This is a genomic window from Rhodococcus oryzae, assembly GCF_005049235.1.
GTDB classification, from domain to species: Bacteria; Actinomycetota; Actinomycetes; order Mycobacteriales; family Mycobacteriaceae; genus Rhodococcus_G; species Rhodococcus_G oryzae.
Map to the genome: position 1 here is coordinate 165,351 of NZ_SUMD01000009.1, position 25,885 is coordinate 191,235.

The 25,885-nt window shown below is 64.3% G+C and carries 26 protein-coding genes and 1 pseudogene; 8 read left to right on the forward strand and 19 right to left on the reverse strand.

The window, feature by feature from the left end; genetic code table 11:
- Positions 1 to 10: 10 nt before the first annotated feature.
- The 6 genes from FCG67_RS18745 to FCG67_RS18770 all read right to left on the reverse strand — a co-directional run bounded on the left by FCG67_RS18745 (position 11) and on the right by FCG67_RS18770 (position 5,407).
- A complete protein-coding gene (locus FCG67_RS18745; protein ID WP_136911202.1) occupies positions 11 to 349 on the reverse strand; it encodes a WhiB family transcriptional regulator in 339 nt (112 codons plus the stop codon).
- Between the two features lie 56 nt (positions 350 to 405).
- Positions 406 to 639 (reverse strand): DUF3263 domain-containing protein, encoded by a 234-nt coding sequence (locus FCG67_RS18750; protein WP_136911203.1) that lies wholly within the window; start codon positions 637 to 639, stop codon positions 406 to 408.
- Positions 640 to 924: 285 nt separating this feature from the next.
- A complete protein-coding gene (locus FCG67_RS18755) occupies positions 925 to 1,164 on the reverse strand; it encodes a hypothetical protein (RefSeq protein ID WP_136911204.1) in 240 nt (79 codons plus the stop codon).
- Between the two features lie 100 nt (positions 1,165 to 1,264).
- Entirely contained in the window at positions 1,265 to 1,723 is a 459-nt protein-coding gene (locus tag FCG67_RS18760) for a RidA family protein (RefSeq protein WP_425467859.1), read from the reverse strand.
- 455 nt (positions 1,724 to 2,178) lie between these two features.
- Positions 2,179 to 3,843, reverse strand: a complete 1,665-nt coding sequence (locus FCG67_RS18765) for a PucR family transcriptional regulator (RefSeq protein WP_136911206.1) — start codon at positions 3,841 to 3,843, stop codon at positions 2,179 to 2,181.
- Positions 3,844 to 4,150: 307 nt separating this feature from the next.
- Entirely contained in the window at positions 4,151 to 5,407 is a 1,257-nt protein-coding gene (locus tag FCG67_RS18770; RefSeq protein WP_136911270.1) for an NAD(P)/FAD-dependent oxidoreductase, read from the reverse strand.
- A 730-nt stretch (positions 5,408 to 6,137) separates the two neighbouring features.
- On the opposite strand from FCG67_RS18770, the gene cycA reads away from it, so the two are divergent.
- Positions 6,138 to 7,586, forward strand: coding sequence for a D-serine/D-alanine/glycine transporter (cycA, locus tag FCG67_RS18775; RefSeq protein ID WP_136911207.1), 1,449 nt, complete (start codon positions 6,138 to 6,140; stop codon positions 7,584 to 7,586).
- A 7-nt stretch (positions 7,587 to 7,593) separates the two neighbouring features.
- On the opposite strand, the gene FCG67_RS25240 is transcribed toward cycA, so the two are convergent.
- Positions 7,594 to 7,854, reverse strand: coding sequence for a hypothetical protein (locus FCG67_RS25240; protein ID WP_211243265.1), 261 nt, complete (start codon positions 7,852 to 7,854; stop codon positions 7,594 to 7,596).
- 697 nt (positions 7,855 to 8,551) lie between these two features.
- Between FCG67_RS25240 and FCG67_RS18790 the strand changes: the two genes are divergently transcribed.
- Together FCG67_RS18790 and FCG67_RS25420 are read left to right on the forward strand one after the other, a co-directional pair.
- Positions 8,552 to 9,679, forward strand: coding sequence for an NDMA-dependent alcohol dehydrogenase (locus FCG67_RS18790; protein WP_136911208.1), 1,128 nt, complete (start codon positions 8,552 to 8,554; stop codon positions 9,677 to 9,679).
- A 101-nt stretch (positions 9,680 to 9,780) separates the two neighbouring features.
- On the forward strand, positions 9,781 to 10,098 hold the full coding sequence (locus FCG67_RS25420; protein WP_246045155.1) for a hypothetical protein: 318 nt from the start codon (positions 9,781 to 9,783) through the stop codon (positions 10,096 to 10,098).
- Between the two features lie 144 nt (positions 10,099 to 10,242).
- Here the strand turns inward: FCG67_RS25420 and FCG67_RS18800 are convergent, their stop codons facing one another.
- Complete coding sequence (locus FCG67_RS18800) at positions 10,243 to 10,833, reverse strand: TetR/AcrR family transcriptional regulator (protein ID WP_136911209.1); 591 nt, start codon at positions 10,831 to 10,833, stop codon at positions 10,243 to 10,245.
- Positions 10,834 to 10,896: 63 nt separating this feature from the next.
- Between FCG67_RS18800 and FCG67_RS18805 the strand changes: the two genes are divergently transcribed.
- On the forward strand, positions 10,897 to 11,418 hold the full coding sequence (locus FCG67_RS18805) for an SRPBCC family protein (protein ID WP_136911210.1): 522 nt from the start codon (positions 10,897 to 10,899) through the stop codon (positions 11,416 to 11,418).
- A gap of 350 nt (positions 11,419 to 11,768) precedes the next feature.
- On the opposite strand, the gene FCG67_RS18810 is transcribed toward FCG67_RS18805, so the two are convergent.
- The 5 genes from FCG67_RS18810 to FCG67_RS18840 form a co-directional block, all read right to left on the reverse strand.
- Positions 11,769 to 12,065, reverse strand: coding sequence for a MerR family transcriptional regulator (locus tag FCG67_RS18810; RefSeq protein WP_211243266.1), 297 nt, complete (start codon positions 12,063 to 12,065; stop codon positions 11,769 to 11,771).
- A gap of 1,033 nt (positions 12,066 to 13,098) precedes the next feature.
- On the reverse strand, positions 13,099 to 13,398 hold the full coding sequence (locus tag FCG67_RS18815) for a hypothetical protein (RefSeq protein WP_136911212.1): 300 nt from the start codon (positions 13,396 to 13,398) through the stop codon (positions 13,099 to 13,101).
- Positions 13,399 to 13,765: 367 nt separating this feature from the next.
- Complete coding sequence (locus tag FCG67_RS18820; RefSeq protein ID WP_136911213.1) at positions 13,766 to 14,212, reverse strand: DUF4362 domain-containing protein; 447 nt, start codon at positions 14,210 to 14,212, stop codon at positions 13,766 to 13,768.
- Between the two features lie 1,327 nt (positions 14,213 to 15,539).
- Complete coding sequence (gene fmdA / locus FCG67_RS18835) at positions 15,540 to 16,793, reverse strand: formamidase (RefSeq protein ID WP_136911215.1); 1,254 nt, start codon at positions 16,791 to 16,793, stop codon at positions 15,540 to 15,542.
- Positions 16,794 to 16,812: 19 nt separating this feature from the next.
- Complete coding sequence (locus FCG67_RS18840) at positions 16,813 to 17,094, reverse strand: FmdB family zinc ribbon protein (protein ID WP_136911216.1); 282 nt, start codon at positions 17,092 to 17,094, stop codon at positions 16,813 to 16,815.
- A gap of 393 nt (positions 17,095 to 17,487) precedes the next feature.
- Here FCG67_RS18840 and FCG67_RS18845 point away from each other — a divergent pair, with 393 nt between their 5' ends.
- Positions 17,488 to 19,053, forward strand: a complete 1,566-nt coding sequence (locus FCG67_RS18845; RefSeq protein WP_211243267.1) for a purine-cytosine permease family protein — start codon at positions 17,488 to 17,490, stop codon at positions 19,051 to 19,053.
- Between the two features lie 108 nt (positions 19,054 to 19,161).
- Here the strand turns inward: FCG67_RS18845 and FCG67_RS18850 are convergent, their stop codons facing one another.
- Positions 19,162 to 20,244 carry a substrate-binding domain-containing protein gene (locus FCG67_RS18850; protein WP_211243268.1) on the reverse strand — a complete coding sequence of 361 codons (1,083 nt, stop codon included), beginning with the start codon at positions 20,242 to 20,244 and terminating at the stop codon, positions 19,162 to 19,164.
- Between the two features lie 64 nt (positions 20,245 to 20,308).
- Here FCG67_RS18850 and FCG67_RS18855 point away from each other — a divergent pair, with 64 nt between their 5' ends.
- Complete coding sequence (locus tag FCG67_RS18855; protein ID WP_136911219.1) at positions 20,309 to 20,749, forward strand: MarR family winged helix-turn-helix transcriptional regulator; 441 nt, start codon at positions 20,309 to 20,311, stop codon at positions 20,747 to 20,749.
- A 232-nt stretch (positions 20,750 to 20,981) separates the two neighbouring features.
- On the opposite strand, the gene FCG67_RS25425 is transcribed toward FCG67_RS18855, so the two are convergent.
- Positions 20,982 to 21,269: a NaeI family type II restriction endonuclease gene (locus tag FCG67_RS25425; protein WP_246045156.1), complete on the reverse strand. Its 288-nt coding sequence runs from the start codon at positions 21,267 to 21,269 to the stop codon at positions 20,982 to 20,984.
- Between the two features lie 289 nt (positions 21,270 to 21,558).
- Complete coding sequence (locus FCG67_RS18865; protein ID WP_169310563.1) at positions 21,559 to 22,146, reverse strand: SMI1/KNR4 family protein; 588 nt, start codon at positions 22,144 to 22,146, stop codon at positions 21,559 to 21,561.
- A 393-nt stretch (positions 22,147 to 22,539) separates the two neighbouring features.
- On the opposite strand from FCG67_RS18865, the gene FCG67_RS18870 reads away from it, so the two are divergent.
- Positions 22,540 to 23,088: a DUF6226 family protein gene (locus FCG67_RS18870; protein WP_136911221.1), complete on the forward strand. Its 549-nt coding sequence runs from the start codon at positions 22,540 to 22,542 to the stop codon at positions 23,086 to 23,088.
- Positions 23,089 to 23,178: 90 nt separating this feature from the next.
- On the opposite strand, the gene FCG67_RS18875 is transcribed toward FCG67_RS18870, so the two are convergent.
- The 3 genes from FCG67_RS18875 to FCG67_RS18885 form a co-directional block, all read right to left on the reverse strand.
- Positions 23,179 to 24,195: a hypothetical protein gene (locus FCG67_RS18875; RefSeq protein ID WP_136911222.1), complete on the reverse strand. Its 1,017-nt coding sequence runs from the start codon at positions 24,193 to 24,195 to the stop codon at positions 23,179 to 23,181.
- Between the two features lie 115 nt (positions 24,196 to 24,310).
- Entirely contained in the window at positions 24,311 to 25,054 is a 744-nt protein-coding gene (locus tag FCG67_RS18880; RefSeq protein ID WP_136911223.1) for an MBL fold metallo-hydrolase, read from the reverse strand.
- Between the two features lie 238 nt (positions 25,055 to 25,292).
- Complete coding sequence (locus FCG67_RS18885) at positions 25,293 to 25,577, reverse strand: hypothetical protein (RefSeq protein ID WP_136911224.1); 285 nt, start codon at positions 25,575 to 25,577, stop codon at positions 25,293 to 25,295.
- Between the two features lie 128 nt (positions 25,578 to 25,705).
- Here FCG67_RS18885 and FCG67_RS25245 point away from each other — a divergent pair.
- Positions 25,706 to 25,825 (forward strand): annotated as a pseudogene (locus FCG67_RS25245) (IS21-like element helper ATPase IstB); the annotation flags it as partial.
- Positions 25,826 to 25,885 lie beyond the last annotated feature (60 nt).

Below are 25,885 nucleotides of genomic sequence, written 5' to 3' on the forward strand. Positions count from 1 at the left end.
CTGATCGCGGTCAACCCGACTGTTCATTGGCTGCTCTGGCGGCGGGTATTACCGAGGAACGGCACGGTCCATACGCATCGATCGGGATCCGATTCCGGTCCCCTTCGGTAGTGCCGCCCCAGACTCCGAAGTGTTCTCGGGCGCGGAGGGCGTGGAGCCGACATGTCTGCAGGACTGGACATCGAGCGCAGACGGCCTTCGCGGCGCGTTCGCGGCGGGCCCGCGCTCCGTGTCCCTCGTCGTCGCGGGGGAAGAACAGGTTGGTGTCCATGTTTCGGCATCGTGCGCGGAGTTGCCAGTCCCATTCTTCGCTGACCGGGGCTGGGAGTTGGGGGACCGATCTGGGCATCGTGGTGTCGTCCTCCTGCGGTGCGGTCGTGTTCCGCCGGTCGCACCTGCTGCGCGTCAGTGGCTATGGCGAAGACCGGACTGAGCCAGCCGGGTGATGCAGAGGGTGTCGAGTTGGTGCACGACATGCTCCGGCAGCTTTGGGGCTGCGCCGCTGTGCAGGTAGTCGCGGAGCCGCTGGAAGTAGTCGGTCGGGGTGATACCGAACTCCACCAGGATGTCGCCCGCCGAACCTCCTCCCCAGTGCCTCCACTTCAGGGCGAATGCGAGGAGGTGGTCGTTTTCGGTCATCATTCCTCCCGAAGGGCAGCGGACTGTCAGTGTTGTTGTGCGGATGTCGGATTGCCGATTCGGGCTCGCGCGGCGGGATCACGCGAGCCGGTCAAGGAAAGTCGTTCGGACCGGCGCGTCAGGCAGTGGCGGCCGCGTACCCGTGGGCTTCCGCGACCTCGGCGGACAAGAGCACACCGTCGTGGGTGCTCAGGCCCTGTTGTGGTCGAGGGCATCGACGTCGAGACGCAGTTGAGGGTATTCGGCTATCACGACATCGTCCTCATAAGACCACTAGCGCGGCATTCATGCGCGACAGCCGGTGGCGAGTCGGCCACGGCAGATGTTGCGCAGCTGCTGGGCAACATCAGTAGGAAGGTGATTTGCTGCGCCGGCGTTCAGGAACGCTTCCAGCCTTCGGAAGAACTCGACCGGGGTGAGGCCGAACTCGATGAAGATGTCACCCGCCGAACCGCCACCCCAATGGCGCCACTTGAGTGCGAAATTCATGATTTGCTGGTCCGGTAGGGGCTTCGAGCGCGCCATGATGCATCCTTTCGGCGGGTGACCTGGCTCGTGTTGTCTTAGCGAGTACGTGTGGCGAGTAATCATCGGTGCTTGGGTTGACTGCGTGACCGCCTGCGAGTCAGGCGACCTCAACGACGAGTTCGACCTCGACGGGTGCATTCAAGGGCAGTTCCGCGACGCCGACAGCTGAGCGCGCATGTGCCCCGGCGTCACCAAAGACATTCACCAGCAGTTTCGAGGCCCCGTTGATGACGGATGGCTGGCCCGTGAAATCGTCCGCGGACGCGACGAACCCGACCACCTTCACAACACGCACAACGGCGTCGAGTCCGACGAGCGCATCGATGGCAGCGAGGGCATTGAGGGTGCAGATCTCCGCCGCCCTCGACGCATCGGTCACTGAAACGTCTCGACCAACCTTTCCTGGCTGTTCGATCATCCCCTGAACCAGCGGTAGCTGTCCCGAGGTGTAGACCAGATTGCCAGCCTGCACGGCCGCCACATAGGCACCGATCGGCGCCGACGCTACCGGCAGGGTGTACCCGAACTTGCTGAGGATCGCCGCTCCTGATGTCAAGCGCGCAGGGGCGGCACTCTTCGCGTCGCGGGGTGCATCGGGGGCTGATAGTTGCTCGCGCATACGTTGCTCCTGATTCGAGTATTGTTGTCATTTACGGGAATTGGCCAGTGGGCGGAGAATGTGCGCTGCCTGAGCGGCGTCAATGTTCAGCGCCCATGGCCGTCGTTCGATGTGTCAATTGTGCTGCTCGTCACCCAGAAGCGCATCGTCCCGTCGGCACCAATCGCAGCGGAGATCTAGTGCGGATTCAACAACGAGGAAGGCTTTGGGGCGAAAGGTCTCTGTCCGAGATGCGGAAGTAGGCGGCGGATCTCGGTGCCGAGTATCCGTCATGTGGAGCATTCCTCGATATGCCACCGGGACCGGCAACCGTGGTGAGCACTAGCAGTGAGCCCTTCCGGATCAGAAGCGCGCGTTGGGTTTTGCGTCCCGGGGTTCCTGGCACGTCGCCTCTAAGGTATCTCCTCGGACGTCTGGTCCTTCGGACCGTCAGTCGCCGCGCGAGCGTCGGATGGTCCTGAAGTGACGTCCCGGGCAGAGAGGTCCTTCTTGGCTTTCGTGTCGTTTCGGGCGTCCAGGACTGAGGTGAGGTGGATTGCGATAGCGAGGCGGAGTCGGGTCTCAGTCAGGTCGAGTCCGGTGAGTTCGGTGATGTGCTTCATTCTGTAGCGCAACGTATTCGGATGGATATGGAGCGAATGTGCGGCCCGCTTCGGTTCGCCGTAGTGCGCGAGGAATGTGGACAGAGTGGCCACGTATTCGGTTCCGCGCTCTGCATCGTGCTCGACCAACGTCTGGACGGGTCCCTCGCCGAGGGGCGGCCCCGTGAGTAGAGCCGCTTGGGCTCGCGCGAGAACGATCTCGTGCCAGGCCTCCTCGAAGGTCGTCGCCGGAGCCGCCACGCGCCCTGTGCGGGCCAGGCGAATGAGTTCGGTTGCCTCGGCGCGTGATCGGGGGAGATCCTTCGTCGTGTGCGCGGGCCTTCCGGCGAGGACAGCCACGCCACTGTCGTACGCGGATGTCTCGGCGGCCAATGCATGGAGCCATGCCCAGCTCCCCACGGTACGGGGCGCCCCATTTTCGGTGACCACGGCTATCGGAACGCCGTCGATGGCAGTGAGGAGTGGCTGTGTCCATCCGTGCCGGCGCATGACCGACTCCCACAGTTCGACCCGGTAATCCGGCGCCTCGTCGGTACCAGTGTCGGCCAATGCGACGACCCGCCAGGGGCCTGGAGGGAGTCGCAGGCCGGTTTCGTGGTCGGGTGTGAGCAACGCGGCGCGAAGGCGGTCAGCCATCATGCGTCGTGCTGCACCAGACTGAGCGCGCAATCGCAGCAGGTGCAGGGCGATCACCGAAGCGGTTCGGGTCAGCTCGCGTACCTGGTCGTCGGGGACGGGTCCGGGGTCCACGGCCCAGATCGAGCCGAGTAGCTCGCGTCCGGCGCGGATAGGAATGATGAGGCGCGGCAGCACGCCGTCAGGGCCGGCATCGACCCAGATCGGCTCGTCGGACTTTTGTAGTCGCCGGAAGGTTCCGCGGGAGCGAAAGTGGCTGATGATCCGGTCGGGGACGCGACGTCCGACGATGGTGGAGATGCGGGCGGGGTCGGCGGTGTCCTGGAGTTCGGAATAGGCGAGGACACGCGAGTCGGCGTCTTCGATCGTCACGGGTGCGGAGATGATCGCGGCGGCAGCGTCGGCGAACGCGAACAGTTCGCCGTAGCCGCTGGGATCACGCTGAATCTCCGACCCCGCGAGTGTCGTGGAGTGATCGAGGATGCTGCGTGTCAACCACACCAGGTGTGTCCACGATGCCTGCGGCTGCAGCTCGACCAGTCCGATGCCCAGTTCTGTGGCGAGGCCGGCTACGTCCGGGTCGTCGGCGAAGGGTGCCTTGAGGATCACGGCAGCGGCGCCGGTGCGGTCTGAGTGATTCAGGAGGTCGACGGCGGCGGCCGTGCTGTCGATCCCGAGTCCCAGGACGAGGCCGCCGGAGTGCTCGAAGGACGGGTCGCCAGAGAGGGTGACGTCGCTGATCTGGTCTCGGTGACCGGAGACAACCTGGCGAAGCAGGGCTCCGCCGAGGGAGTCGATCAATGCACTGACGTGGATCATCGGTACTCCTCGGTGCCGGAGACAACTCGGCTGGGCCTGTTCTCATTCGCTCAGCACGGGGGTGCAAGTCATGATCGAAGCCCAGCCAGCCGAACTCGTGTTCTTACGGTAGTGCCCAGCGGCTCGCTGCCGGTAGTCCGCTCGTGCACCGCTACGCCTTGATCGGGAGTCCGATCGCAGGCACACGTTTCAGCTCGGAATTCTGCCGTCACCTCGACGCGACCTGACGCCTGGCACGGGAAATCGCCAATTCGGAAGTTCGCGTCGAGGGCGACGGCATGTGCCTAGGAATTCACCGCCGCTCGACTCATCGCAGGGGATTGAACGGCGCCAGCTCGGGTGCGATTCGCCCGGTGGTGATGGTGTCGGCGAGCAGGCGCCCCGTCGCCGGCCCGAGGGTGATCCCCCACATGCCGTGACCGCCGGCCGCGAACACGCGCGGCGATCGGGTCGCTCCGATCACCGGCAGTCCGTCCGGTGTGCACGGTCGTGAACCCACCCATTCGTCGCGCCGCGCATCGAGGTCAGCGCCACGCAGCAACGGCCGCGCGGCCCGCACGATGGCGGCAATCCGCCGCCGATCCAGGGCGGCATCGGGGGCGCGGAACTCCATCATTCCGGCGACCCGGAGGCGGTCTCCGAGGGGGGTGCAGGCCACCCGCTGTGCCGGGAAGTAGACGGGCCCGGCCGGAACGTGATCGATCGCGACGCTGAAGCTGTATCCGCGTCCCGCCTGTACGGGAATCCCGACGCCGAAGTCGCGGGCGGTGTCGCCGAGCCACGTTCCGGTAGCGAGGACGACGGCATCGAATCGCCTAACGTCGCCGGTTGGACTCGAAACGCGCACGGCGCCAACTTCATCGACGACGCCGGAGACCTCGTGGCCCTCGCGGATCGTGCCTCCGCGCTCGCGGACCGCCTCCGCAAGACTGTTCACGAAGTCACCGGGATTCATGAACCGCTGGCCGTGTAGCCGGATGGCGGCTCCGATCTCGTCGGACAGTGACGGCTCAACTCCGCGCGCGTCGTCGCCGGTCAGGACGTCGAATTCGATGCCCTGACCGGCAGCCCGAATGTGCTCGATCTCCTCGAGCAGGATGGCCCGTTCCGCCGGCGTCCGGTATGCAGCCAGAAAGGACTTCGCCTCATATGCGCTTCCCGTCACGCCGCCGTCCGCGAGTTCGTCGAACGCGGACAACGCATGTCGGTTGATCCCCACCAACGACTCCATCGCCACGCGCCACCGCGCGGCGGTGCTGTGTCGGGCGAATGATGCAAGGAACCGGAGCAACCGAGGATTCAACGTAGGCGGCACATAGACGGGCGAGGACGGGCTGAGCATGGCGCGAATGCCGTATCGAAGCACGGCAGGTTCGGGTAGCGGAGTGCTGATGCCGGGCGTGATCCACCCGGCATTCCCCCATGATGCGCCGGCCGCAATTCCCTTGCGGTCGAAGACCGTAACCTCGATTCCCCGCTCCTGCAGGAACCATGCTGTCGACAGCCCGACCATTCCCGCACCAACGATGCCGACGCGCTGTGGGGCCGTGGAACTGAGCCTCATGAAGTACCTCTCCTCGAACGTGGTGGCCGTCACACAATCTTCGAGTGGGTCGTGCGGTAAGTCACGGTGCTGTTCTTCCAACACTTCGCTTGCAGTCAGTGTCGACAGCACAATCAGCCACCTGACCAGCGGTGACACGACCGAGGGGTCTGCGGCAGCGGTGCGATGCGCCCTTTGGTGATGCGCCTATGAAGCGGGCCGCGACTACACCGATTCGGCAGCCTGCTGCCAAATCGGTCCGCTGTGGGGTGGTTGCCGAACCCGTCGCTGGGAATGGAGCGAGCGGCGCCGCCATTGTTTCGTAAAGCATTGTTGCACTGCGAATTTGGATAGAAATAGGCGTAACCTTCGTGTGCTCGCCGTGCGTCCATGTGGCCTCGGGATTTGAATCGACCGTTGCGCTTCGGCCCCGTCGCCCCTACAGTGTGATCCGCAGCACAGGACTCAGGTGCGAGACGCTGAGGCCAAGGGCCGGAACGTCCTTCAGTCGCAGTGAGGGCTTGCGACCATTCCCCATCGGCTAGATGCCAGAGAAATCTCGATGGGCAATGCCGGTGTTGTCGAGGACCGCGGCCGTTCCTTGGCATCCGAGCAATTGGGAATCGCACCCGTGCTCTCACGACATCCCAGCTGCGATCGATCCGACCAGTCGAGCCGGGCCGTGTATCGGCCCCGCCCGGAGGCCCAGAGTTGTTGCTGTGCAGCACCCATCCCAAGCTAGGAGCATCTTGTGTCCGAGTACACGAAGCCAAGAGTCGCATCTAAGCCACCTACTGGCGCAGCCGATGAGTCGCACGAGCAGGGACTGTCCCGGCAATTGTCCAACCGTCACATCCAGCTGATCGCGATCGGTGGTGCGATCGGCACCGGCCTGTTCATGGGGTCCGGAAAGACGATCTCCCTGGCCGGCCCGTCGGTGATCTTCGTGTACATGATCATCGGCACCCTGCTGTTCTTCGTCATGCGAGCCATGGGGGAGCTGCTGCTCTCGAACACCGACTACAAGTCCTTCGCGGACTTCGCCGCGGACCTGCTCGGACCGTGGGCCGGCTTCTTCACCGGATGGACCTACTGGTTCTGCTGGATCGTCACCGGTATCGCCGATGTCATCGCAATCGCAGGATATGTGTCGTACTGGTCGGGTTCGCTGCCGTTGTGGATCCCGGCCCTCATCTCGGTCGCGCTACTGATCGGCCTCAATCTGCCCACAGTGAAGGCGTTCGGCGAAACCGAGTTCTGGTTCGCGCTGGTCAAGATCATCGCGATCGTCGGCCTCATCGTGGTCGGCCTCGCCATGGTCTTCAGCCATTTCACCGCGCCCGGCGGTGCTGAGGCCTCCTTCACCAATCTGTGGAATGACGGTGGGTTCTTCCCGACAGGCTTCATGGGCTTCGTCGCAGGCTTCCAGATCGCGACGTTCGCGTTCGTCGGAATCGAACTCGTCGGCACGACCGCCGCCGAGGCCAAGGATCCGGAGAAGAACCTGCCGAAGGCGATCAACTCGATTCCGGTCCGTGTGATGTTGTTCTACGTTGTGGCCCTCGTCGTGATCATCTCGGTCACTCCGTGGCGTGAGATCAGCGCCGACCGCAGCCCGTTCGTGGCGATGTTCACCCTCGCGGGCCTCGGCATCGCGGCGTCGGTGATCAACTTCGTGGTCCTCACCTCCGCGACGTCGTCAGCGAATTCGGGTATCTACTCGACATCGCGGATGGTCTACGGCCTCGCCCAGCAGGGTGACGCTCCTGCCTCGTTCGGCAAGCTCACCTCCCGCCGCGTCCCGGCCAACGCCCTGTACCTCTCGGGCGTGTTTCTGTTGGCCGGTGTCGTGATGGTCGCCGTCGGAAGCTCTCTCATCGAGGCGTTCACCATCGTGACGACCATCTCCTCACTCTGCTTCATCTTCGTCTGGACGATCATCCTGATCAGCTACATCGTCTACCGGAAGCGTCGCCCGCACCTGCACGAGGCCTCCGCGTACAAGATGCCCGGCGGCATCCCGATGTGCTACGTCGTGATGGCCTTCTTCGGATTCCTGATCTGGGCGTTCACCCAGAAGGAGGACACTTTCCAGGCGCTGCTGATCACCCCTGTGTGGTTCGCGGTCCTGGGCGTGGCATGGGCGATTCGTCGCCGTCGGTCCGCGCGTATCGACCGCACAGCGGCCTTCCACGTGTGAATGCTCACTAGCGCGTGGAACTAGCCCGGTTGATGGCCTCGGCGATTGCGGACACGGGGCAGGCAGCGTTCCTCACCGGCGAAGCCGGGATCGGCAAGACCGCGCTGCTGGAATGGGCCGAGGCGACTGCGGAGCAATCGGACCTGCGGACGTTCCCGACGACGCCCTGGATGAACGCCTCGTTGAGGCCATAGCCGACGAGGGCGGCGTGCAGCTCGTCGAGCGGCCGTCGTTCGTAGCGGACGGGGAGGCCGAGCTGTTCGGTCATGATGCGGGCAAGGTCGTTGGGGGACAGGTCCTGCGGCGGGGCGGCCGTCGCAGTTGGTGTCCGGGCCTGCGGTGCGCGCGCGGGCTGATGACGAGGCGCCGCTGCCGCCGGATCCCGGCCCCGATCCCTGGCTGGACGTCGTCGTTGACGAGTGGGGCGGTGATCCGTGGGCAGCAATCGGCGATAGACGCAAGGCCGGCCGCTACACATCGCGACCTGGTAACTCGTCGTCCAACTGGTAGCCCGCCATCCACGTCGTTCGCATCGGCAGTTCCGAGGTGAGTTGACCGCGGTGTTGACCTTCTACGGTTCGAGGTGCGGTTCGAGGGTCGAGTTCAGGAGTGCGTCGAAGTCGTCCCTGCCAGTCACGGCTGGATCGAGCCAGCCAGGTGCAGTTCGCGATGCCTGGTCACGGGCCCGTATTCGATACCTCGCTCCAGAGCATTCCCCCGCGATCTCCAGACTTTCTCTCGCTCACCACCGTGAACATTGCGAGGGCAACAAACTTGGGTGCTGACGGATCGACCACCGGGCGTCGATCGCTCTTCGTGGATCAGCTGCGACTCCGTCCCGTTTGGAACGTCCCGTCAGCTGCTTGACCAGCGTTCCTGGGGAATAATCTAGAACGTGTTCCAGTTTGGAAGGTTTGTGGCTATGGTCACAGCTGCCAATAGTCACGGAGGGGGAGGGTGTTGCAATGAAGACCAAGGGTGCGTTGCTGTGGGGCATCAACGAGAAGTGGTCAGTCGAGGAGATCGAGCTCGGTGACCCGGTGGCCGGCGAGGTGCAGATCCGCATGGAAGCTGCCGGTATGTGCCACTCCGATCACCACATCGTTACCGGTGCGACGCCGATGGCGTCCTACCCGGCGATGGGTGGCCACGAGGGTGCGGGCGTGGTCACCAAGCTCGGCGCGGGGGTCAAGGATCTCGAGGTCGGTGACCATGTCGTGCTCTCGTTCATCCCGGCGTGTGGGCGCTGCCCGTCGTGCGTGTCGGGCCATTCGAACGTCTGCGATCTCGGTATGAAGCTGCTGCAGGGCCAGGCCATCGCCGATGGCACCTACCGAATCCAGGCTCGTGGGGAGAACGTGATCCCGATGAGCCTGCTCGGCACGTTCTCGCCCTACATAACCGTCCACGAGTCCTCCGTCGTCAAGATCGAGAAGGACATCCCGTTCGAGCTCGCCGCCCTCGTCGCCTGCGGTGTCCCGACCGGATGGGGTTCGGCGACGAACATCGCCGAGATCAAACCGGGTGAATCGGTCGCGATCATCGGCGTCGGGGGCGTCGGCATGTTCGCACTGCAGGGTGCGGTCGCGTCAGGTGCGCGCCACGTTTTCGCGATCGACCCGGTGCCGTTCAAGCGCGAGCAGGCGCTCAAGTTCGGTGCGACGCACGCGTTCGCCTCGATGGAGGAGGCGATCGAACCGATCATGGAGATCACCTGGGGCCGCATGTGTCAGAAGACGATCATCACCGTCGGCGAGATGAAGGGCGAGTACATCGACCCGGCCCTCACCCTCACAGCAAAGACCGGTCGCTGCGTCCTCACCGCGATGGGCCATATCGCCGACATGGACGCCAAGCTCAATGCGTTCACGTTCACGTTGCTCCAGAAGGGCCTGCAGGGCAACATCTACGGTGGCTGCAACACCCGCGTGGACATCCCGAACCTGCTGAACCTGTACAGGGCCGGCCTGCTCAACCTCGAGGACATGGTCACCAACACCTATTCGCTCGAACAGGTCAACGAGGGCTACCAGGACATGCTCGACGGCAAGAACATTCGTGGCGTCATCCGCTACACCGAAGCGGACTGGTAGCTCGCCGATCGGGCGTGCCTCATAATCTGATCGGGTGCAGACGCCCGATCAGATCGGGTAATGGCCGGTGAACAACGACTCGGCCGCCGTCGACTAGGACGGTGGCCGGGGCGTTGCGAATTTCGGGGGCCGGGAGTCGGGTCTACCTGCTGGCGTCGGTGGCGACGCTGCTGTGCGCGTACCCCGCCCTCGTCGCGGTCGAGGAAGGCGCGATCGAACTCGACCAGCCGTATCTACGTCCACTCGTCGCCGGCGACGGCATCTGGGACGAGGTCCTCGAGGCACTGCTTGCACAGGCCGACGCGGTCGGCGAGATCCGGCGGCGTCGCGTGTTCCTTGACGAGATCCGTCACTCGCCACTGGTTCTCGCGGCGAGTGACGCGGCTGGCGGTGTGGGTGGATATGGAGGCGGCGATTGATTGATGGATGGAGGGGTGTTCACCAAGGGCGGGTCGTTCTGGGCTGCATGCGGATTGGATAGGTTGACCGGTTGGTGATCACACTTAGCCGTGCCCTCTGATCACGCAAATCTGGATTAGCTCCAACTTGTGTGGCGTTTGTAGTCAGGGTGAGAGCCTGTCGAGCAGCGCCCGCGCCGCCTCTGCGGCCATCTCCTCCGCCCGCTCGGGCAGCCCGGCATCGTTTCGTAGACGTCGCCGCACGATCGCGTAGGGCACCCCGACCACCGCAAGTTCGGCGAACTCCACCTCTTCGTCGTCTGTTGCCCCCATTTGCCGCGCCGCCTCGTGCACCGCGGCGAACGTGCGCGCGTTCGCGGACTCGAGTGCCTCCCGGTCGGCCGCGGCCCAGTCTTCCCGGCCGAAGCTCTCTGCGCCCCAAAGTAATACCGTCGCATCAGGTGGGTTCGCCCGACACCACGACACGACGTGACGTGCGGCGGCGACCAGGCCATCCCGGCCGGGCTCGGATTCGATCACGGTCACGAAGCCCGATTGGAACCGGGTGACGCTGCGCAGCCACAGTGCAGCCAGTAGGGCTGGCCTGTCGGGGAACCGGTGATAGACCGACCCGCTCGGCGCCCCCGACCTGCGCGCCACGGCCGCCATCGTCACCGCCGCCGGCCCGCCATCGACGGCGAGCGCGCGCGCGGTATCCAGCAGGCCGTCTCTGTCGTAGTGGGGGTTGCGTCCCATGCATTCGAGAGTAACCTCCAAATTGATTATAGAGATGTATCCCTATTATTTGAGGAGGCCGCCTTGCTCATCCGCAATTTCCATGCCCGGTCCCTGCCCGGTACCCCCGACCAGCTCGGCTTGCTCGTCGACGCCCTCGCCGGCTCCGATGACCCGCTGTGGCCGGTCGATCACTGGCCCGCAATGCGATTCGACCGCCCGCTCGGGGTCGGCGCGGACGGCGGCCACGGCTCGGTGCGCTACACGGTTGTGGGCTACATCCCTGGCGAGTGGATTCGATTCCAGTTCAACGGTTCCGGCGGACTTGTCGGCTTCCATGAGGTGACCGTGCGGCCAGACGGCCCTGATCGTGCCGAACTCAGTCACCTGTTGGCTGCCACCGCGCACGGCACTGCTCTGCTTCGATGGGCGCTGGTGATGCGATGGCTGCACGACGTCGCAATAGAGGAGATGCTCGACCGGGCTGAGTTTGCGACCGTCGGTATGGTCCGCGATCCCATTCGATGGAGCCCTCACGTGCGTCTGTTGCGTCGCGTGATGCGCCGGAGAACACCGGCCGCGTGCGTCAGTCCGGTGGGCGTCTGAACCGAGTCGTCATCGCTCGACCGCGGATGGATGGACGCGCTGGATGGATGGATATGGATGGATGGGTGTTCACCCATGTCGGAGGGCGCTGGGCTGCATGCGAACTGGATAGGTTGACCAGTTGGTAATCACACTTGAGGACGGCTCCAGATCACGCAAATCTGGAGGAGTTCCAGCCTTCAGGCGGTATCGGCGAGGCAAACCGGAGTATGGCCTCCTCGCCCATGTCGTCACTCCATACAGTCTAGGGAGAGCCTTCCCCGCGCGACCGTCAGGTATCGGTGCGATAACCAGGGAATGGGCTGCTCCCCGACCTCCGCGTCGTGGGTCGATGGCGCTATTTAGCCGGGTCAGTCGGTGGTGGCTTCAGTGTTCGTGGCTTGGTCTGTGTGCTGCTGTGCCTGGCGGAATTCGGCATTGATGCGTCGGGCTTCGGTGAGTTGGTCTTCGAGGATGATGATGCGGCAGGCGGCGTCGAGTGCGGTGCCCTGATCTATCAGTTCGCGGGCGCGGGCGGCGATGCGCAGCTGGTATCGGGAGTAGCGTCGGTGGCCGCCTTCGGATCGCACCGGGGTTACCAGTTTCGCGGTGTCGAGGCTGCGGAGAAAGGCTTGTGTGACGCCGAGGAGTTCGGCGGCGCGTCCCATGCTGTACGCCGGGAAGTCCTCGTCGTCGATTCTGCCTCCCGGGCGGTCGTTCGGTTTCGCTGGAATGTGCGTGTCACCTTTCGTATGCACGGACGGGGGCCCCGGCGCCTGTGCGGCGCCGGGGCCCGAGGGGATTCACTTGAACAGACCAGCCATTCGGCCGGCTTCCTTACCGGTTCCCCGCCTCGGCGGACGGGACGCGATCGTCTTGCAGCTGACCGTGCACCACCTCCTAGTCGGGACTTTCGATGTCCCGGGGCGGCGATCTTGCAACCGCCCCGGGTACGACGCCTGCGCGCGTCGCGTTTCCTGCAACTTCCTTTTCCCGCTCTACCGGGCTCGTCTAGCTGCCCGGTAGATGGCGGGACGTGTCGAGTCTTCCGAAACACACTCAACACATCTTCTCGACGCGTCCCGCCCTACTTACCGGTCTTCCTTCATGCGGGCAGTTCGTCCTCTGCCACGCTCCCTGGCCCCGTCTCTCATCTACGGCAGGAAGATTACAACGGCGACATTCGATTGTCTACAGTCGCCACTGCAGAGTTTTCGTGATCGCGGTCACTCGCTCGAACCCGCAGTTCAGAGCGCCTGAAGCAGGCCTCATGGCGGCGTGCGCGCGCCATCCGAGAGTGCGTTGCGGCATCCTGCGGTCCGGGTCCCGCGGGTGAACCCCGCACTGACAGAATGGAACCCATGCCACTACCCCTCGACGCGGCGTTCAGGCGCCGCGTATGTCGGATCGACAGCGCGTGAAAGACGACAGGGGACGGGTGGCCGGAACAGATCGACGGTGGCCGGACGGCGGTGGGGCTGTGCAGGGGCGGGTGATCCCGCTCAGCCATGCCGCCGCTATGAAATCTGCGCGCGCAGAACTCGCCACCCGCGCGCGCACCATCGAGAACCTTCATGGGGCAATTCATCCCTGAAATACTCTGCACTACAGAGGTTTCGGCGACAGTTCATGGCTCGATACGTGACTGCTGCCGAGCAGCCTCTGTGCGGACCCGAGATTCAGCCCCGACGGGTCTGCCGGTTACCGATGCTTGGCGAGGAATGGGCGGTGCACGACAACATCGTCTGCTGGCGCGAAGGTGATGGCGTCGATGCCCGGTTCGGCGAAGGTGACGCGGACTTCCGGATTGTGGGGTTCCTCGTCTTGCCGACGCTCAACAGTTGTTTCGACCAGGTAGCTGCGGCGATATGTCCGCCCGGATTGTTCGCTGGTGTCCACCTCGACGAGGATCGGCCCTTCGCTGGCGAAATCTGGCAGGTCCGCCGCTTTGATAGAGACAGTCAGGATGCTGGTTGGCGCTTGTTGGGTGGCAGAAGACATGGCGGCCGTCGTTTCTTCACTCGGGTCTGACGCGCATCACTATCGGTGGCTTCCCGCTGATTCTACGCGTGGATGGTGCGGACCGGTCTGGACTCCTCGTCGCGTGTAAGGGCACGCTGGCGCCTTACCCGAATTTGGGAGAAGGCGGCCGGCCGTCGCGCCCGTCGGAGTCGCATCGTTGCGATTCGTGAACTAAGCAGAGCTCATTGACATCTTGACCGAACCTCTCCCTCGTCAACCGTCGTGTGCATGAACATGCAGATCTGAGGCCGATTCGGGTCGCGGATGCTCGGCGCTGACTTGTGACCTTCACAGATAGATGGCGGTGATGGTGGTCGAAGGAGCGCCGATCAATGAGTGGAGGGACTCAGTAGCTGGCCATGCAGTCGCGCAGCAGGTCAGGCGAGATTTCGGCGATCGCGCAGGCGATCCTGCGCCAGCCCGGTCCACCGCCGAACTGGTCCTGCGACGAGTCGACCAACACCTCGACGTCGTTCGTTCCGGCCGCGGCGCGTAGGTAGTACACGATGGGGTCTCCCTCCGTCGTATAGAGGGTGAGCGCGAACTCGCCGCCGTCGCGTTGTCGACCGTCGGACAGGCAGTCGATCACCGGCGGGGTGAGTGGCTCCTGTGGGTCGGTCCCTGGGCGAGGCGCCGCGTCGCCGCAACTCGGTAGAGCGGAGCGCCAGGTGATTTCGGCAGGCGTCGGCGCGGCCGGCGGCTCCCTGATGACGTACACAAGCGCGGTGACGGTGGCGAGAAGGACGGCGAAAGGGACGCACCGCATCGCTACATGCACCTTCCCCGGCTTCATGACGATCAGGCTAGAACTGCCGTATGTCGGCCCGATGTCAACGAGCGAAAAGGCGTTCCATCAATTGACCCAGGGGCCCTCATCCAAGCGGGGAGGATGTCCATCCACACGCGAAGTGGTGGCCGTCCAATCACGGGCACGTCGACGAACACGAGGGACCGCTGCGGGGAGGACCAGTCGCGCATGTCGAGTGTCGAGCATCCGGGGGTCGGCTCGAAGCCGCTCGCGCAATGCACCCTCACCCCGGGCTCGACCGGCGTCAGAACACGGGTTCCCCGCACATCGGGGTTCCAGAAACCGGGGTATTGCGGACCGAGCACGTCGTTGACCATAACGGGGGAGCCGCGAGGAATCGACGGGGCGGCGGCTCGAGATGACTGTCTAGTTGGGGCGGGGCGTCCATCGACCGCACTGCACCTATACGGGTGCCGCTTACCGGCGATTCCGCCCCATCGGTCACCAAGCGGTAGAGGACGTAGCCCACGAACCACAGCGTTGCGGCCACGCGGAGTGCAAGAAGAAGGTCGAAGAAGATCACCACTGGATGCTCCGATCCCGAAAAGTTCTCCACATGGAGATGGCCGCCCAGCAATAGGCCCTCCACATGGAGAGAAGTCCACGAGGGAGTCCCTGCTGGATGCCGGATGCCGGGTTGGAGCTGCTCGGCAGAGTTGGGTCCGAGGCTGGTCGATGCGAGGAGTTGAAGACGAGGCCAGCGCCCCGCACGGCAGCGCGCGGCACCACTTCACGAACCAGTGAGGCTTGGTTCTGGCGATGGTCCGTCACCTACTTGACGGAGATCTGCCGTCAGCAGGCGAGGCCCCGCACCAGCAGATTGCAGGGTGGCTCGATGCAGAGGCGGGGCGAACCCGGGCCCGCTACGAACTCATCGTCGCCTGATTTCGCGACGTAGAGCTCGCCGCGGAACTGGTCCACGGCAGGGGCCGCCTCGTAGCACTGCTATGCGAACGCGGCATGATGCGCGCCGATGCCGCCCAGCTTGCAGCCGCACTCGATGGGACGGTGCTCGACGCCCTGCTCCGGCGACTCCGACCTGAAGCTGTTGACCCTCAACGAATCATCGATCGATTCCGATGATCCTCCCCGGATCCACTGCCAGCATCACGGACCGACAGCGACCTCTGACTTTCCGAGGACCCGACACTGCATCTAGCCGGAAAAGAACCCTGCATCTGTCCGATGCAGGGTTCTTGGCGTGAGTCATGTCTAAATACATTGTTGCAGTGAATGTTCTGGGACTCTAGGCATGGTGAGTCGGCGGGTTGAGGCTTAGCGGAAGATCCGTCGGCAACATTCCTCAGACCCCTTATCGGGTGGCTCGGGGGGCGCCGGGGCCAGGGTTGATAGTGATGGGTCCGGTGGAGGTCGGGACGATAGGGAAGTCGAATATGGCGGTCGGAATGTAGACGGTGGCGCAGGAGTTGGGGATGTCGACCACCCCGGAGAAGCGTCCTTCGATCGGTGCGGCCCCGAGCAGCAGGTAGGCCTGCTCCGGGCTGTAGCCGAACTTTGTGAGGTAGTCGATAGCGTGCAGGCAGGCACGTTGGAAGGACAGCTGGGAGTCGAGGTAGCGCTGTTCACCGTCGAGGGTGACTGAGGTGCCGGAGAAGGCCAAGAACTCGGTGTAGTTCGGGCCTTCGTTGCCCGGCAGGAAGATTGCGTTCTCGGTGACGCCGTAGAGCTCCATGCCGTTCTTGATCAGATCGACTCGTAGGTCGATGAAGCCGCCCATCTCGATGGCGCCGCAGAAGGTGATTTCGCCGTCGCCTTGGGAGAAGTGAAGGTCGCCGACGGACAGGTTCGCGCCGTCGACAAACACCGGGTAGAAGACCCGGCTGCCGCGGGTGAAGTTCTTGATGTCCTGGTTGCCTCCGTTCTCGCGCGGTGGGGCGGTGCGTGCGGCCTCGGCTGCGGCCCGGCCGAATGCGGTACCGGTCAGCGATCCGAGGATCGCGTCTTGCGGTTCGGGCGGCAACGCGAGCGGGGGTACCCGCTGCGGGTCCGTTGCGATCAGTGCGCCTTCTCGGGCGTTCCACTTTGCGAGCAGCGCAGCCGAGGGGGCGGTTCCCATGAGGCCGGGGTGCGTGATGCCGGTGAAACTGACCCCGGGGATGTGTCGGGAGGTGGCGGTGTGGCCGCTGAAGTCCCAGATCGCTTTGTAGGCGTCGGGAAACTGTTCCGTGAGAAATCCGCCGCCGTTCTCGGTGGCGAAGATGCCCGTGTATCCCCAGCCCTGGCCGGCGAGTGGACCCGAGTCTTCTTGGGGGATCGGTCCGATGTCGAGGATGTCGACGACAAGCAGGTCGCCTGGTTGTGCGCCTTCGATCGCGAACGGGCCGGAGAGGCAGTGCACGGTGCTGAGCGGGGCATGGAGGACGTCCTCGGCGGAGTCGTCGTTGTGGATGGCGCCATCGAACCATTCGCGGACGTGTACGCGGAACTCGTCGCCCGGTTTGACGGTCACGGCCGCGGGGATGTCGGGGTGCCAGCGGTTGTGGCCGACGATGTGTTGATCGGTGAACTTTTTGGTGGAGTCGAGGGGGAAGATCAGTTCGGGCATGGCGGACCTTCTTTCGGTATCAGGGGCGGGGAAGTTTGCGGTGCAAAGGGTTTCGGGTGAAGGCCCGGCTTCCGGTGTTGGACGGTGGCGCGCCGACGACTGCGGGTTCGCTGGCGGTCCGTTTCGTTTGGTCGATCAGTCGTGTGGCCGCGGACCGAGTTTTGACTAGGCCGGCGCCGCCGAAGCTTCGTGCACTGGTGTTTGCGCAGTGCGGGCAGGCGGACTCGAGTGGGACGTCGGCCATTGCGTAGTTGCAGTCGAAGCTGCCGCAGCTTCGGCAGGTGAACTGGTAGTAGGGCACGCCACCTCCGTTAGTTTCATCCGGGGCTATTCCGGATGGGGACGATGTAAGTCGCGCCAGGTCACCGCGGCGAATCCGTCAGGTGAGCTTCGTGTTACGTGCGGGGCGTCTTGTGGCGAGCCGGTTAATTTCCATCTGAAGTATCTCCATTTGGGCCTATCACCCTTAGCGTCTTGCCTACTGCAGCTCGTGGACACGCCGCAGCTTCGACAGCAAGAGAGGACGCAGATGAGCACCGTCTCGCCAACACCCGTCGGACATCAACCGGTGGATACGGGCACACGAACAACCTGGTCCAGGTTCCGGGACTGGGCTGCGAAGGACAACATCGAGGACTATTCGCTGCGCTACGCGCCGAAGTCGTTCCGCCGCTGGAGTCCGATGGCCTGTTCCGTGACCGCACTCGGAGGCATCGCGTATCTCGCCGACTACTCCATCGGCGCATCGATCGCAGTCAGCCACGGCGCCGCCAGTGCGATCGTGGCGATCCTCGTCGCAGCGGTCACCATCTTCCTGACCGGTATCCCGATCGCGTACTACGCCGCGAAGTACAACCTCGACATGGACCTACTCACCCGCGGTGCCGGGTTCGGCTACTTCGGGTCCACTCTGACCAGCCTGGTCTACGCCAGCTTCTGCTTCATCTTCTTCGCGCTCGAGGGTGCGATCATGGCCCAGGCGATGTATTTGGCCTTCGACATGCCGCTGCCGGTCGGCTACCTGATCGGCTCCCTCATCATCATTCCGCTCGTTCTGTACGGCATGTCTGCCCTGGCGAAATTCCAGGTATGGACACAGCCGTTGTGGCTGATCCTCTTCGCCGCACCGCTGGTGATGATCGCGATCGCCGACCCGAGCGGCTTCGATGGGTTCCTCTCGTGGGCCGGAGACGGCGGCAGTGAACGGGTCACCGCAGTCGCGGTCGGCGCGGGCGCCGGCGTTGCACTATCCCTGATCGCACAGATCGGCGAGCAGGTCGACTACCTGCGATTCATGCCCGAAAAGTCGGAGACACCACCGCTGCGGTGGTGGGCCGCCGTACTCGCTGCCGGCCCCGGATGGGTGATTCTCGGTGCCGCCAAGCAGATCTGCGGAGCGTTCCTCGCGTTCTACATCGCTGGAGAAGTGGGCTTCACCCGGGCCACCGAGCCGATCGAGCAGTTCCTCGGCAGCTACAGCACGATGATCCACAACCCCACCGTGGCACTCGCGATCGCCACCGTCATGGTGCTGCTCTCCCAGATCAAGATCAACGTCACCAACGCCTACTCGGGTTCGCTGTCGTGGTCGAACTTCTTCAGCCGCGTTCTCCACGTCCACCCCGGTCGGGTCGTCTGGCTCGCCCTCCACATCGCGATCGCGCTGACACTGATGTTGGCGAACATGTTCACCGTCCTCAACACGATCCTGGGGTTCTACTCCAACGTGGCCATCGCCTGGATCGGGGCCATCGTCGCGGATCTCGTCATCAACAAGGGGATTCTCAAGATCAGCCCGCCCTACATCGAGTTCAAGCGGGCGTACCTCTATCCGATCAACCCGGTCGGATTCGTTTCGATGCTGGTCGCATCATCGGTCTCGATCGTCGCCTACTTCGGAGCCTTCGGCGCCTTCCTGCAGGCGTGGTCGCCCTACCTGGCTCTGGCGATCGCACTGGTCCTGACCCCGCTCATCGCGGTCCTCACCGGCGGCAAGTACTACCTGGCCCGGCCGAACCCGCTCCGTGAAGAGATCGAGAAGGAACCACTGTGGGCCGGGCAGACCCTCCTCGACATCGTGGACGGCAAGCGTTACGAACTCCCCGACATGGTGCACGACTGCCCGTTCCACGGCGGACCGATCTCCTCGCTCACCTGCACACTCACGAAGAACTGTCACGAGCAGTGCCAATCTGCGTCCTACGAGAATGCCGTCGACGCCGACGGACTCGGCCTTCGGAAGACGCAAAGCGTCGTGTGATTGCCGTGGATGTCCCGGCCAGGTCGTTCACCCGACCTGGCCGGGACTGTTACGTCACGGCTTGCCTGTTCTCCCCGTGTGAACGACTTGGGCTTACATCGAAGAGTCTCAGGTCAATTCGGCGAGAACGTTGAACTCGAGTTCGTCCGCGGCGGCGAGATAAACGGGCTGGGTGGTGTGGGTTCCGCGTACCCGGACCTCACCCCGCGGACCGCCGTAGGTAACGGAGGGGGCATGGCGTTCGATCGCACGCAGGTCGAGGCTCCGGGCCGCCTGTGCCAAGGCCGCGAACAGCAGGATCCCCTCGTAGCAGGATTCACCGATGTTGTTCAGCGTGGGCGCCGCCGGACCGTGGTGTTCGAGGTAGCGGGCACCGAAATCCATGCCTGCCGACGAGATCAGGCCCTCGAAGTAGCCACTGGCGGTGAATAATCCGCGTGTGCTGTCCAGGCCGCCCGAGTAGAGCACGTCCTCGCCGATCATCATGCTCAACCGGATCCGGTCCTCGTCGAGGCCGGCCCGTGCGAACGCATCGTTGAAGGCGGCACAGTCGGCGCCGACCATCAACAACAACACGCCCTGTGCCCGCGAGCGCCGAACCATCTTGAGCGCCGCAGTGAAATCGCGTCCACCGAGGGGGACGAACGATTCCCCGACGATGTCCATGCCGGACAGACCGGCGAAGCCCCTTGTTGTCCTTGCTGTTTCCCGTGGCCACACGTAGTCGTTACCGACCACGCACCAGCGGCGGATTCCCAGTTCGGCGCGCAGCCAGCTCATTGCGGGGAACAACTGCTGCTCCGGTGTCTCGCCGACCATGTAGACGCCGTCGGAATCCTCACCGCCCTCGTAGAAGGTGGTGTAGACGTAAGGAACTCGGCCCGCGGTCGTCGGTGTGATCACCTTGCGAGCATCGGACAGATGCCAGCCGACGACGCCGTCAATCGACCCGGAGCTGACCATCGCGTCGATCTGCGCCGCCAATACCGGCAGCGGCGCCCCGGCGTCGACAGGATGCAGCCGCACAGGCCGGTCGAGAATGCCGCCTCCCGCGTTGACGGCTGCGACGGCCAGGTCCGCAGATGCCTCACAGGACGGGCCGAACATTCCGGCGGCACCGCTGCGTGGCACGACCAGCGCAATGTCGATGCTCTGTCGAGTGCGACCGAAGGCCGAGATCGAATTCGTCATGGGATTCACCGCCGCCATATATTTCTATCTGAAACAATCCCATACGGCGCTGTAGGGTGTCGGTGTGGACAATAGCACCGGTGCCGACGCGCTCGAGGAGCTGACGCGACTTGTGAGGCAGGCCTCACAGGAACTGGAACGGTCCATCTCGACCTGCCTGGGAGAAAGTTCGACCGCCCGCTGGCATGTGCTTGTCGCCGTGGCAGATTCCGTCGGCCATCCGATGTCGGAAATCGCCGACGCAACACAACTCACCGGGGCCAGCCTGACCCGGCTGATCGATGCGATGATCGCCGACAACCTCGTGCACCGCAAAGTCGACGACACAGACCGCCGTCGTGTACTCGTCTTCCCCACCAAGCGAGGACTCGCCGCCCTTCAGAAGATGACCCGTGCCATCGAGGTCGGCGGCCTGGACAGGTTCGCCGACGACAACGGCCGACTGGCACGGTCATTGAGTGCATTCCTCGAACAACTGCACGCCGCCGAGCCTGCCCGGATCTAGAGCCAGGAATGCTGGGCGACTCACCAACTGGAAGGCTGGTTCGCTGGGCAGCCAATGTCGGTTTCAGAATAGATATGGGAACCGCAGATGGCGCGCCCCGTCAGCCCACAATGGGTTATGGATGGAATGGATGGATGGATGGAGAGGTGTTCACCTATGGCGGTTCGTCGTGGGCTGCATGCGGATTGGATAGGCCTACCGGTCGGTAATCACACTTAACGATGGCCGCTAATCACACAGGAATTTGGATACGTTCCGGTTCTGCCATGTCATCGGCATCGCGCCGACCATCCTCGAGGTGGCGGGCATCCCGGAGCCGGACTTCGTCAACGGCGTGATGCATAGGCGGCATCCACGAACCACTTGTCTGGCTCCACTTGGCGTCGACCTGATGTCCGGCGATTCGGTAGTCGGTCTCATCTCCACCCTCGAAGCCAAACTCCCGCTGGGCATTGATCTCGAGAATGGTGCCGAAGTGGGTCTTCTCTATCTGTTCATGCCTTTGTTCGTTGAAAGCCATCAGTAACAAACATGGGCATCTGAGGGATACCTCAAGAGACGTCAGATCTTGACGCCACATTAGGGGGTGTTCACCTATGCCGGTTCGGTCTGGGCTGCATGCGGATTGGATAGGTTGACCAGTTGGTAATCACACTTAAGGACGGCTCCAGATCACACAAACCTGGATGAGTTCCAGGTTGGTTGGCGCGCTCAAGCGTCGTCGAGGGACTACTGAAATCGCTGTTCGGTTCGCCGCTGGCCGCTGCGTCGTCCCAATTCCAGTGACTGGAGGTGTGATCTACACGCTGTCAGGGGAAGTCCCAGCGGAGCACACCGTCCTCGATCACGGCGACCCAACCCGCACAGTCCGTTCCTTGCTCGAGCGCCGAAGCAGTGCAGTCGAGCATGGCATCGATCGAGTCCCACCGGAAGGTGGCACCCCCTTCGTTGAAGAACTCGACGACGCAGCCACTGCGGTCTCCGCCACGGGTGTCGACCGCGAGATAGTCTCCGCGGCCAGTGTCGCCGATCGGGATGAAGGCAGGCAGGTACGTCTCGATCTCACTTCCCGCCGCTTCCGCCATCAGAGCCTCGACGCCGCCGAGATCATCGGCGTAGTCCTCCCACAGCCGGGTCAGCCGGGCGTAGGTCTCGACGGCATCGGCAACAGAAAGCGGCTCGTTGCTGGGGAGGACCAGCGGGACCGGGTATTCGCGGTAGCCGCCGTTGTGCAACGCGAACCACTGGTGCAACTGCTCAGGCCAGGTCTGGCCCGTCGCCGACTCGGCCGCGCGCACGGCTTCTAAGTCGGCCGGCGGAAGCAACCTCGTTGGAGTCGTGGGGGCGTGCTGCTCGCACCATCTGATGATCCGGGCCCAGTTCGCTTCGACACTCATGGCCCTGAAGTTACTGGCGGAGGTCCCGAACCTCGGTGAAACACTCATAGCGCCGGGGTAATTGGTGCGGGCCGACGCTTCCTCGTCGGCCCACGTCGGCCTCATGGCCAGCGTTCGAATGACCCCGGGGTGGCAGCACACACAGGCATCTCAGTTGGCTAAGGCGCAAGCGGCTAGCTGACTGGCTCAAAATAGCAAACCGGGCTGTTCTTCGAACGGGTCAGTCGCTTCGGGATCGCACTCGCCCGATCCGGAGCTGCTCAGCAAGTGCGCACGCCCAACTGGAGCGATGGACGGAGGGGGCCATGGGGCCGGAACTGGGGCCCAAGCCCATCCGGCCGTGGACCAACGACTCGTATGCTGACGTCACCGCACCTGAACGGGAAGACAGCGATGGACAGCCCACCTCCTGATGCGTACGACCGCGTGACCAACCCGGAACGATTCGCGGTGCTCCACCCCGCGGCCCGCGCGATGGTCGAGGATCTCGAGCGGCGGTTCGACGTGCAGGTCGAGCGAGGCGAGGGCGGTGGCGGCTACATCAAGACAGGTGCCACCCTCACCGAGTACATCCGGCTGGTCCCGACCGATCCCGCCGCGGCCCCGCTGGTGATCGGCTTCACCAACTTCCCCGGGATCTTCCTACGTGTCGGAGCATGGGCCGAGATGGCGTTGCCCGCGTGCGGCTGCGACGCATGCAACGACGATCCCGCAGACCTGCTCGAGAAGCTGGACGAGTACGTCGCCGCTACCGCCGCCGGTGCCCTCACCGAACGCATCACCGTCGCGCCCGATCCGTGGCTCGAGACCCAGTGGGAGGGCGACGGGTGGAGTAGCGGCAACCGTGGCTCGCTCTCACACGATGCACTGCGCGAGCTCCGCGACCACCCCATTCAGCCGCCTCCGGGTGGCCGGTGGAACCCGTGGCCGCTACGCACCTGAACCTGCCCGTACCGGACGCGGGCCGCGGTCTACTCGAGCAGGGGGAGATCGACTTCGATGATGGTTCGGTCAGGGCGCGGCGCCCGCCGGTTAGGCCCGTCGCTCGATGGTGATGCCCGCGATGGTGTCGAGTTCGTCGATCAGCGCTCGCGGACCTGAGATCTCGAGCCAGTCGTCGTCGATCCCGGAATCGGCCAACCAGGCGCGGTCGGTCGGCCAGATCAGGTTCGGCCACTCGCGCCAGAACCACCCTGGTGTCCCGTACCAGCCCATCCGTGGCGCGGCGGTGACCGGACCGGAGAAAAGCACGTAGTCGAACTGTTCGATGGTGGCGCGTGGGCCGGTCCGGATCATCGAGGGGAGAGCGGGTTTGGGCGGTGGTGGCGCGGTCTCGCCGTCCCGCAGGTACGGGGTGAACGATCCGGGGGTGTCGTGGACCCACGCGTAGCCGTCCCAGACGCAGAACCAGCACTCATCTGGCGTCGCAGTGTGCCGGGCCAGGACCGTACACAGCGCGTCGAGCACGGTGACGGGAAGGTCGGAGATTCCGTTATCCGGCCCGTCCGGGTGACGGAGCACCGCGCGCGCCGGGAATGCGTCGTGAGCCGCCTGGGTGGACTGCGCCAGCCAGCGCGCCGGACCGGTGTCGGTGAGTGGGGTCAGGCGACGTTCTCGCCACCTGGCCCAGGCTTCGTCGTCATCGACGGTGGCCGCGTCTGCGGTTCGGGGGCTTCCGGCGAGCTCGGGCGAGAGATAGAGGGTCGGGTATCCGTCGCCCCACCACTCAATCCCGCCGTCGACGGTCAGCACGTCAGCTTGTCGTCCGAGGGGTTCGCAGACCTCGAACAGGGACAGCTGCTCGACATACTGGAGGGAGCTGGCCGGGCTACCGGCCACGGGGACATGACCGCGGTAGCCGAGAACGCGGGGCCACCACCGCGATCGGTAGACAATCCGGACGAACTCAGGATCATCGTCCACCATGGCGGACACCAGATCGGTGTTCGCGTCGGCCTCGATCATCAACACGGCGCCCTCGAGTACCCGTTGTGACCATGCGCGCCGCCGCTCGCGCTCCCTCGCCCGCAGGCGGCTCCGAATCCCCACACCAGGACGGTATGCCCAACCGCCCGACGGCGCCACGGTGTGGCACCGCGCGTACGGCGGCCCGCGGTGCCCTGGGCCAATGAGGGCTCGAGGAAAGAGACCGCGGCGCCGCCGCTCAGCGACCTCGGTCGCGAGCTTGTTCGACAGCGTCCGCGATGGGCATGAAGGCCGCGGGTCCGTGTCCGGGGACAATGGTGTCCGCTTCGAGGGCCGCGAGGTGTTCTAGCGCGGCGCCAGCGTCTCCGTGTCTGTGGTCGAAGACCGGGGGGAGGAGTTGTGGCCCTCGTAGTTTCGACAGCGGGTGTGCCGTGACCAACGCGTCGCCCGTGATGATCACACCATGCTGCGGCAGGTGGTAGGCCGCGTGTCCGGACGTGTGGCCGTGGGTCGCAACGGGAACCGGGGCGCCCGGCAGGTCCAGGGGCCCGTCATACAGAACTGCCTGGGCATCGGCGATGGCGAGAGGTTTGGTCGCGCCAGCACGTGCAACTCGCAGCAGCCACGGCAGCACGCCGTGCTTGTGAAGCATCGGGATGAAGTCCTTGGCGGTTGCTTGCTCGAGGTAGTCCCGTCGCGCGTGGGCGACCTCGGTCGGGTCTGCGAACACGGGTATGTGGAAGCGTTGGTGGAAGCTGGCGAGCGCACCCATGTGGTCAATGTGTGCGTGGGTGAGCAGCATCCCCTGCACGTCTTCGGGACGGCGGCCGAGGGAACGGATCGCGTTTTCGATGGCGCCGACATCACCGGGATATCCGCCGTCGACGAGGGTCAGGGCGTCGCCGTCCTGCAGGATCACTACGTTCACGTCGGTCCCCGTGGCACGGAAGACGTTGGGCGCTACTTCGTCGACGGCTGTCATGGTGCGTATTTTGCGGCATCGCAGACCGCATGCAGAGACGGGGCGCAGGTGGTCTCGAGCCCTACTCCGCGATTCCGTCACGGTGACTGAGAAGCTAGCCGGTGTTCATGGTGGGCATGTCCACCCCATGTCCTGGGTATGGATGTCGGCGCACGGCTCTGAGATCAAGCGTCGACGTTCCTCGCCGACGAGACCCCCGTCAGCAGCGGGCAGGCCAGGCGCCCGAGCGTGCGCCTTATCAGTCGTTCCGGCATGGCTTCCCGAATTCCCCGTCTATTGAGACATTCTCTCTCGCCTCCATGACGCCGTTTTGGGCCACCTCCTCGACAGACAGCCCCTGCTCCTGCGCGAACTCGCGCGCGTTCCGGTCCATTTCCTCGAACGTCGTGCCCGGGTTGAAGCACACCAGTTCGTTGATCGCCTCTTCGTAGGTGGCGGGCCTCGGATGTTCCGCACGCTCGTCCCCGCACCCTGTAACCAGCAGCGGGACAACGAGGGCGCCGAGCAGGTTTTGCCGTCTCATCTCCCGAGTGTGACAGGCCGGCGAGAAAGGAAGGAGGGGAGAGGGAATGGATGGATGGATTCCAGATTGATGGCCTTTAGGTGCCGCGGTTAACGCCGCGGAAAGCGAATTGTGCGCCCCACACCCTCTTCACCGACCCCAGACTCTGCGCAGCCATCATCGACCGGTTCACCCACCGCGGCAACATCATCGAGACCGGCACCCACGCCTATCGACTCGCCCACACCGAAGCAGCGACCACCGGCTAACCCGTCGGGTCGGGTCGGTCAAACCCCACGTTGGGCCATTTTCAGTTGACAGAGCCAGTC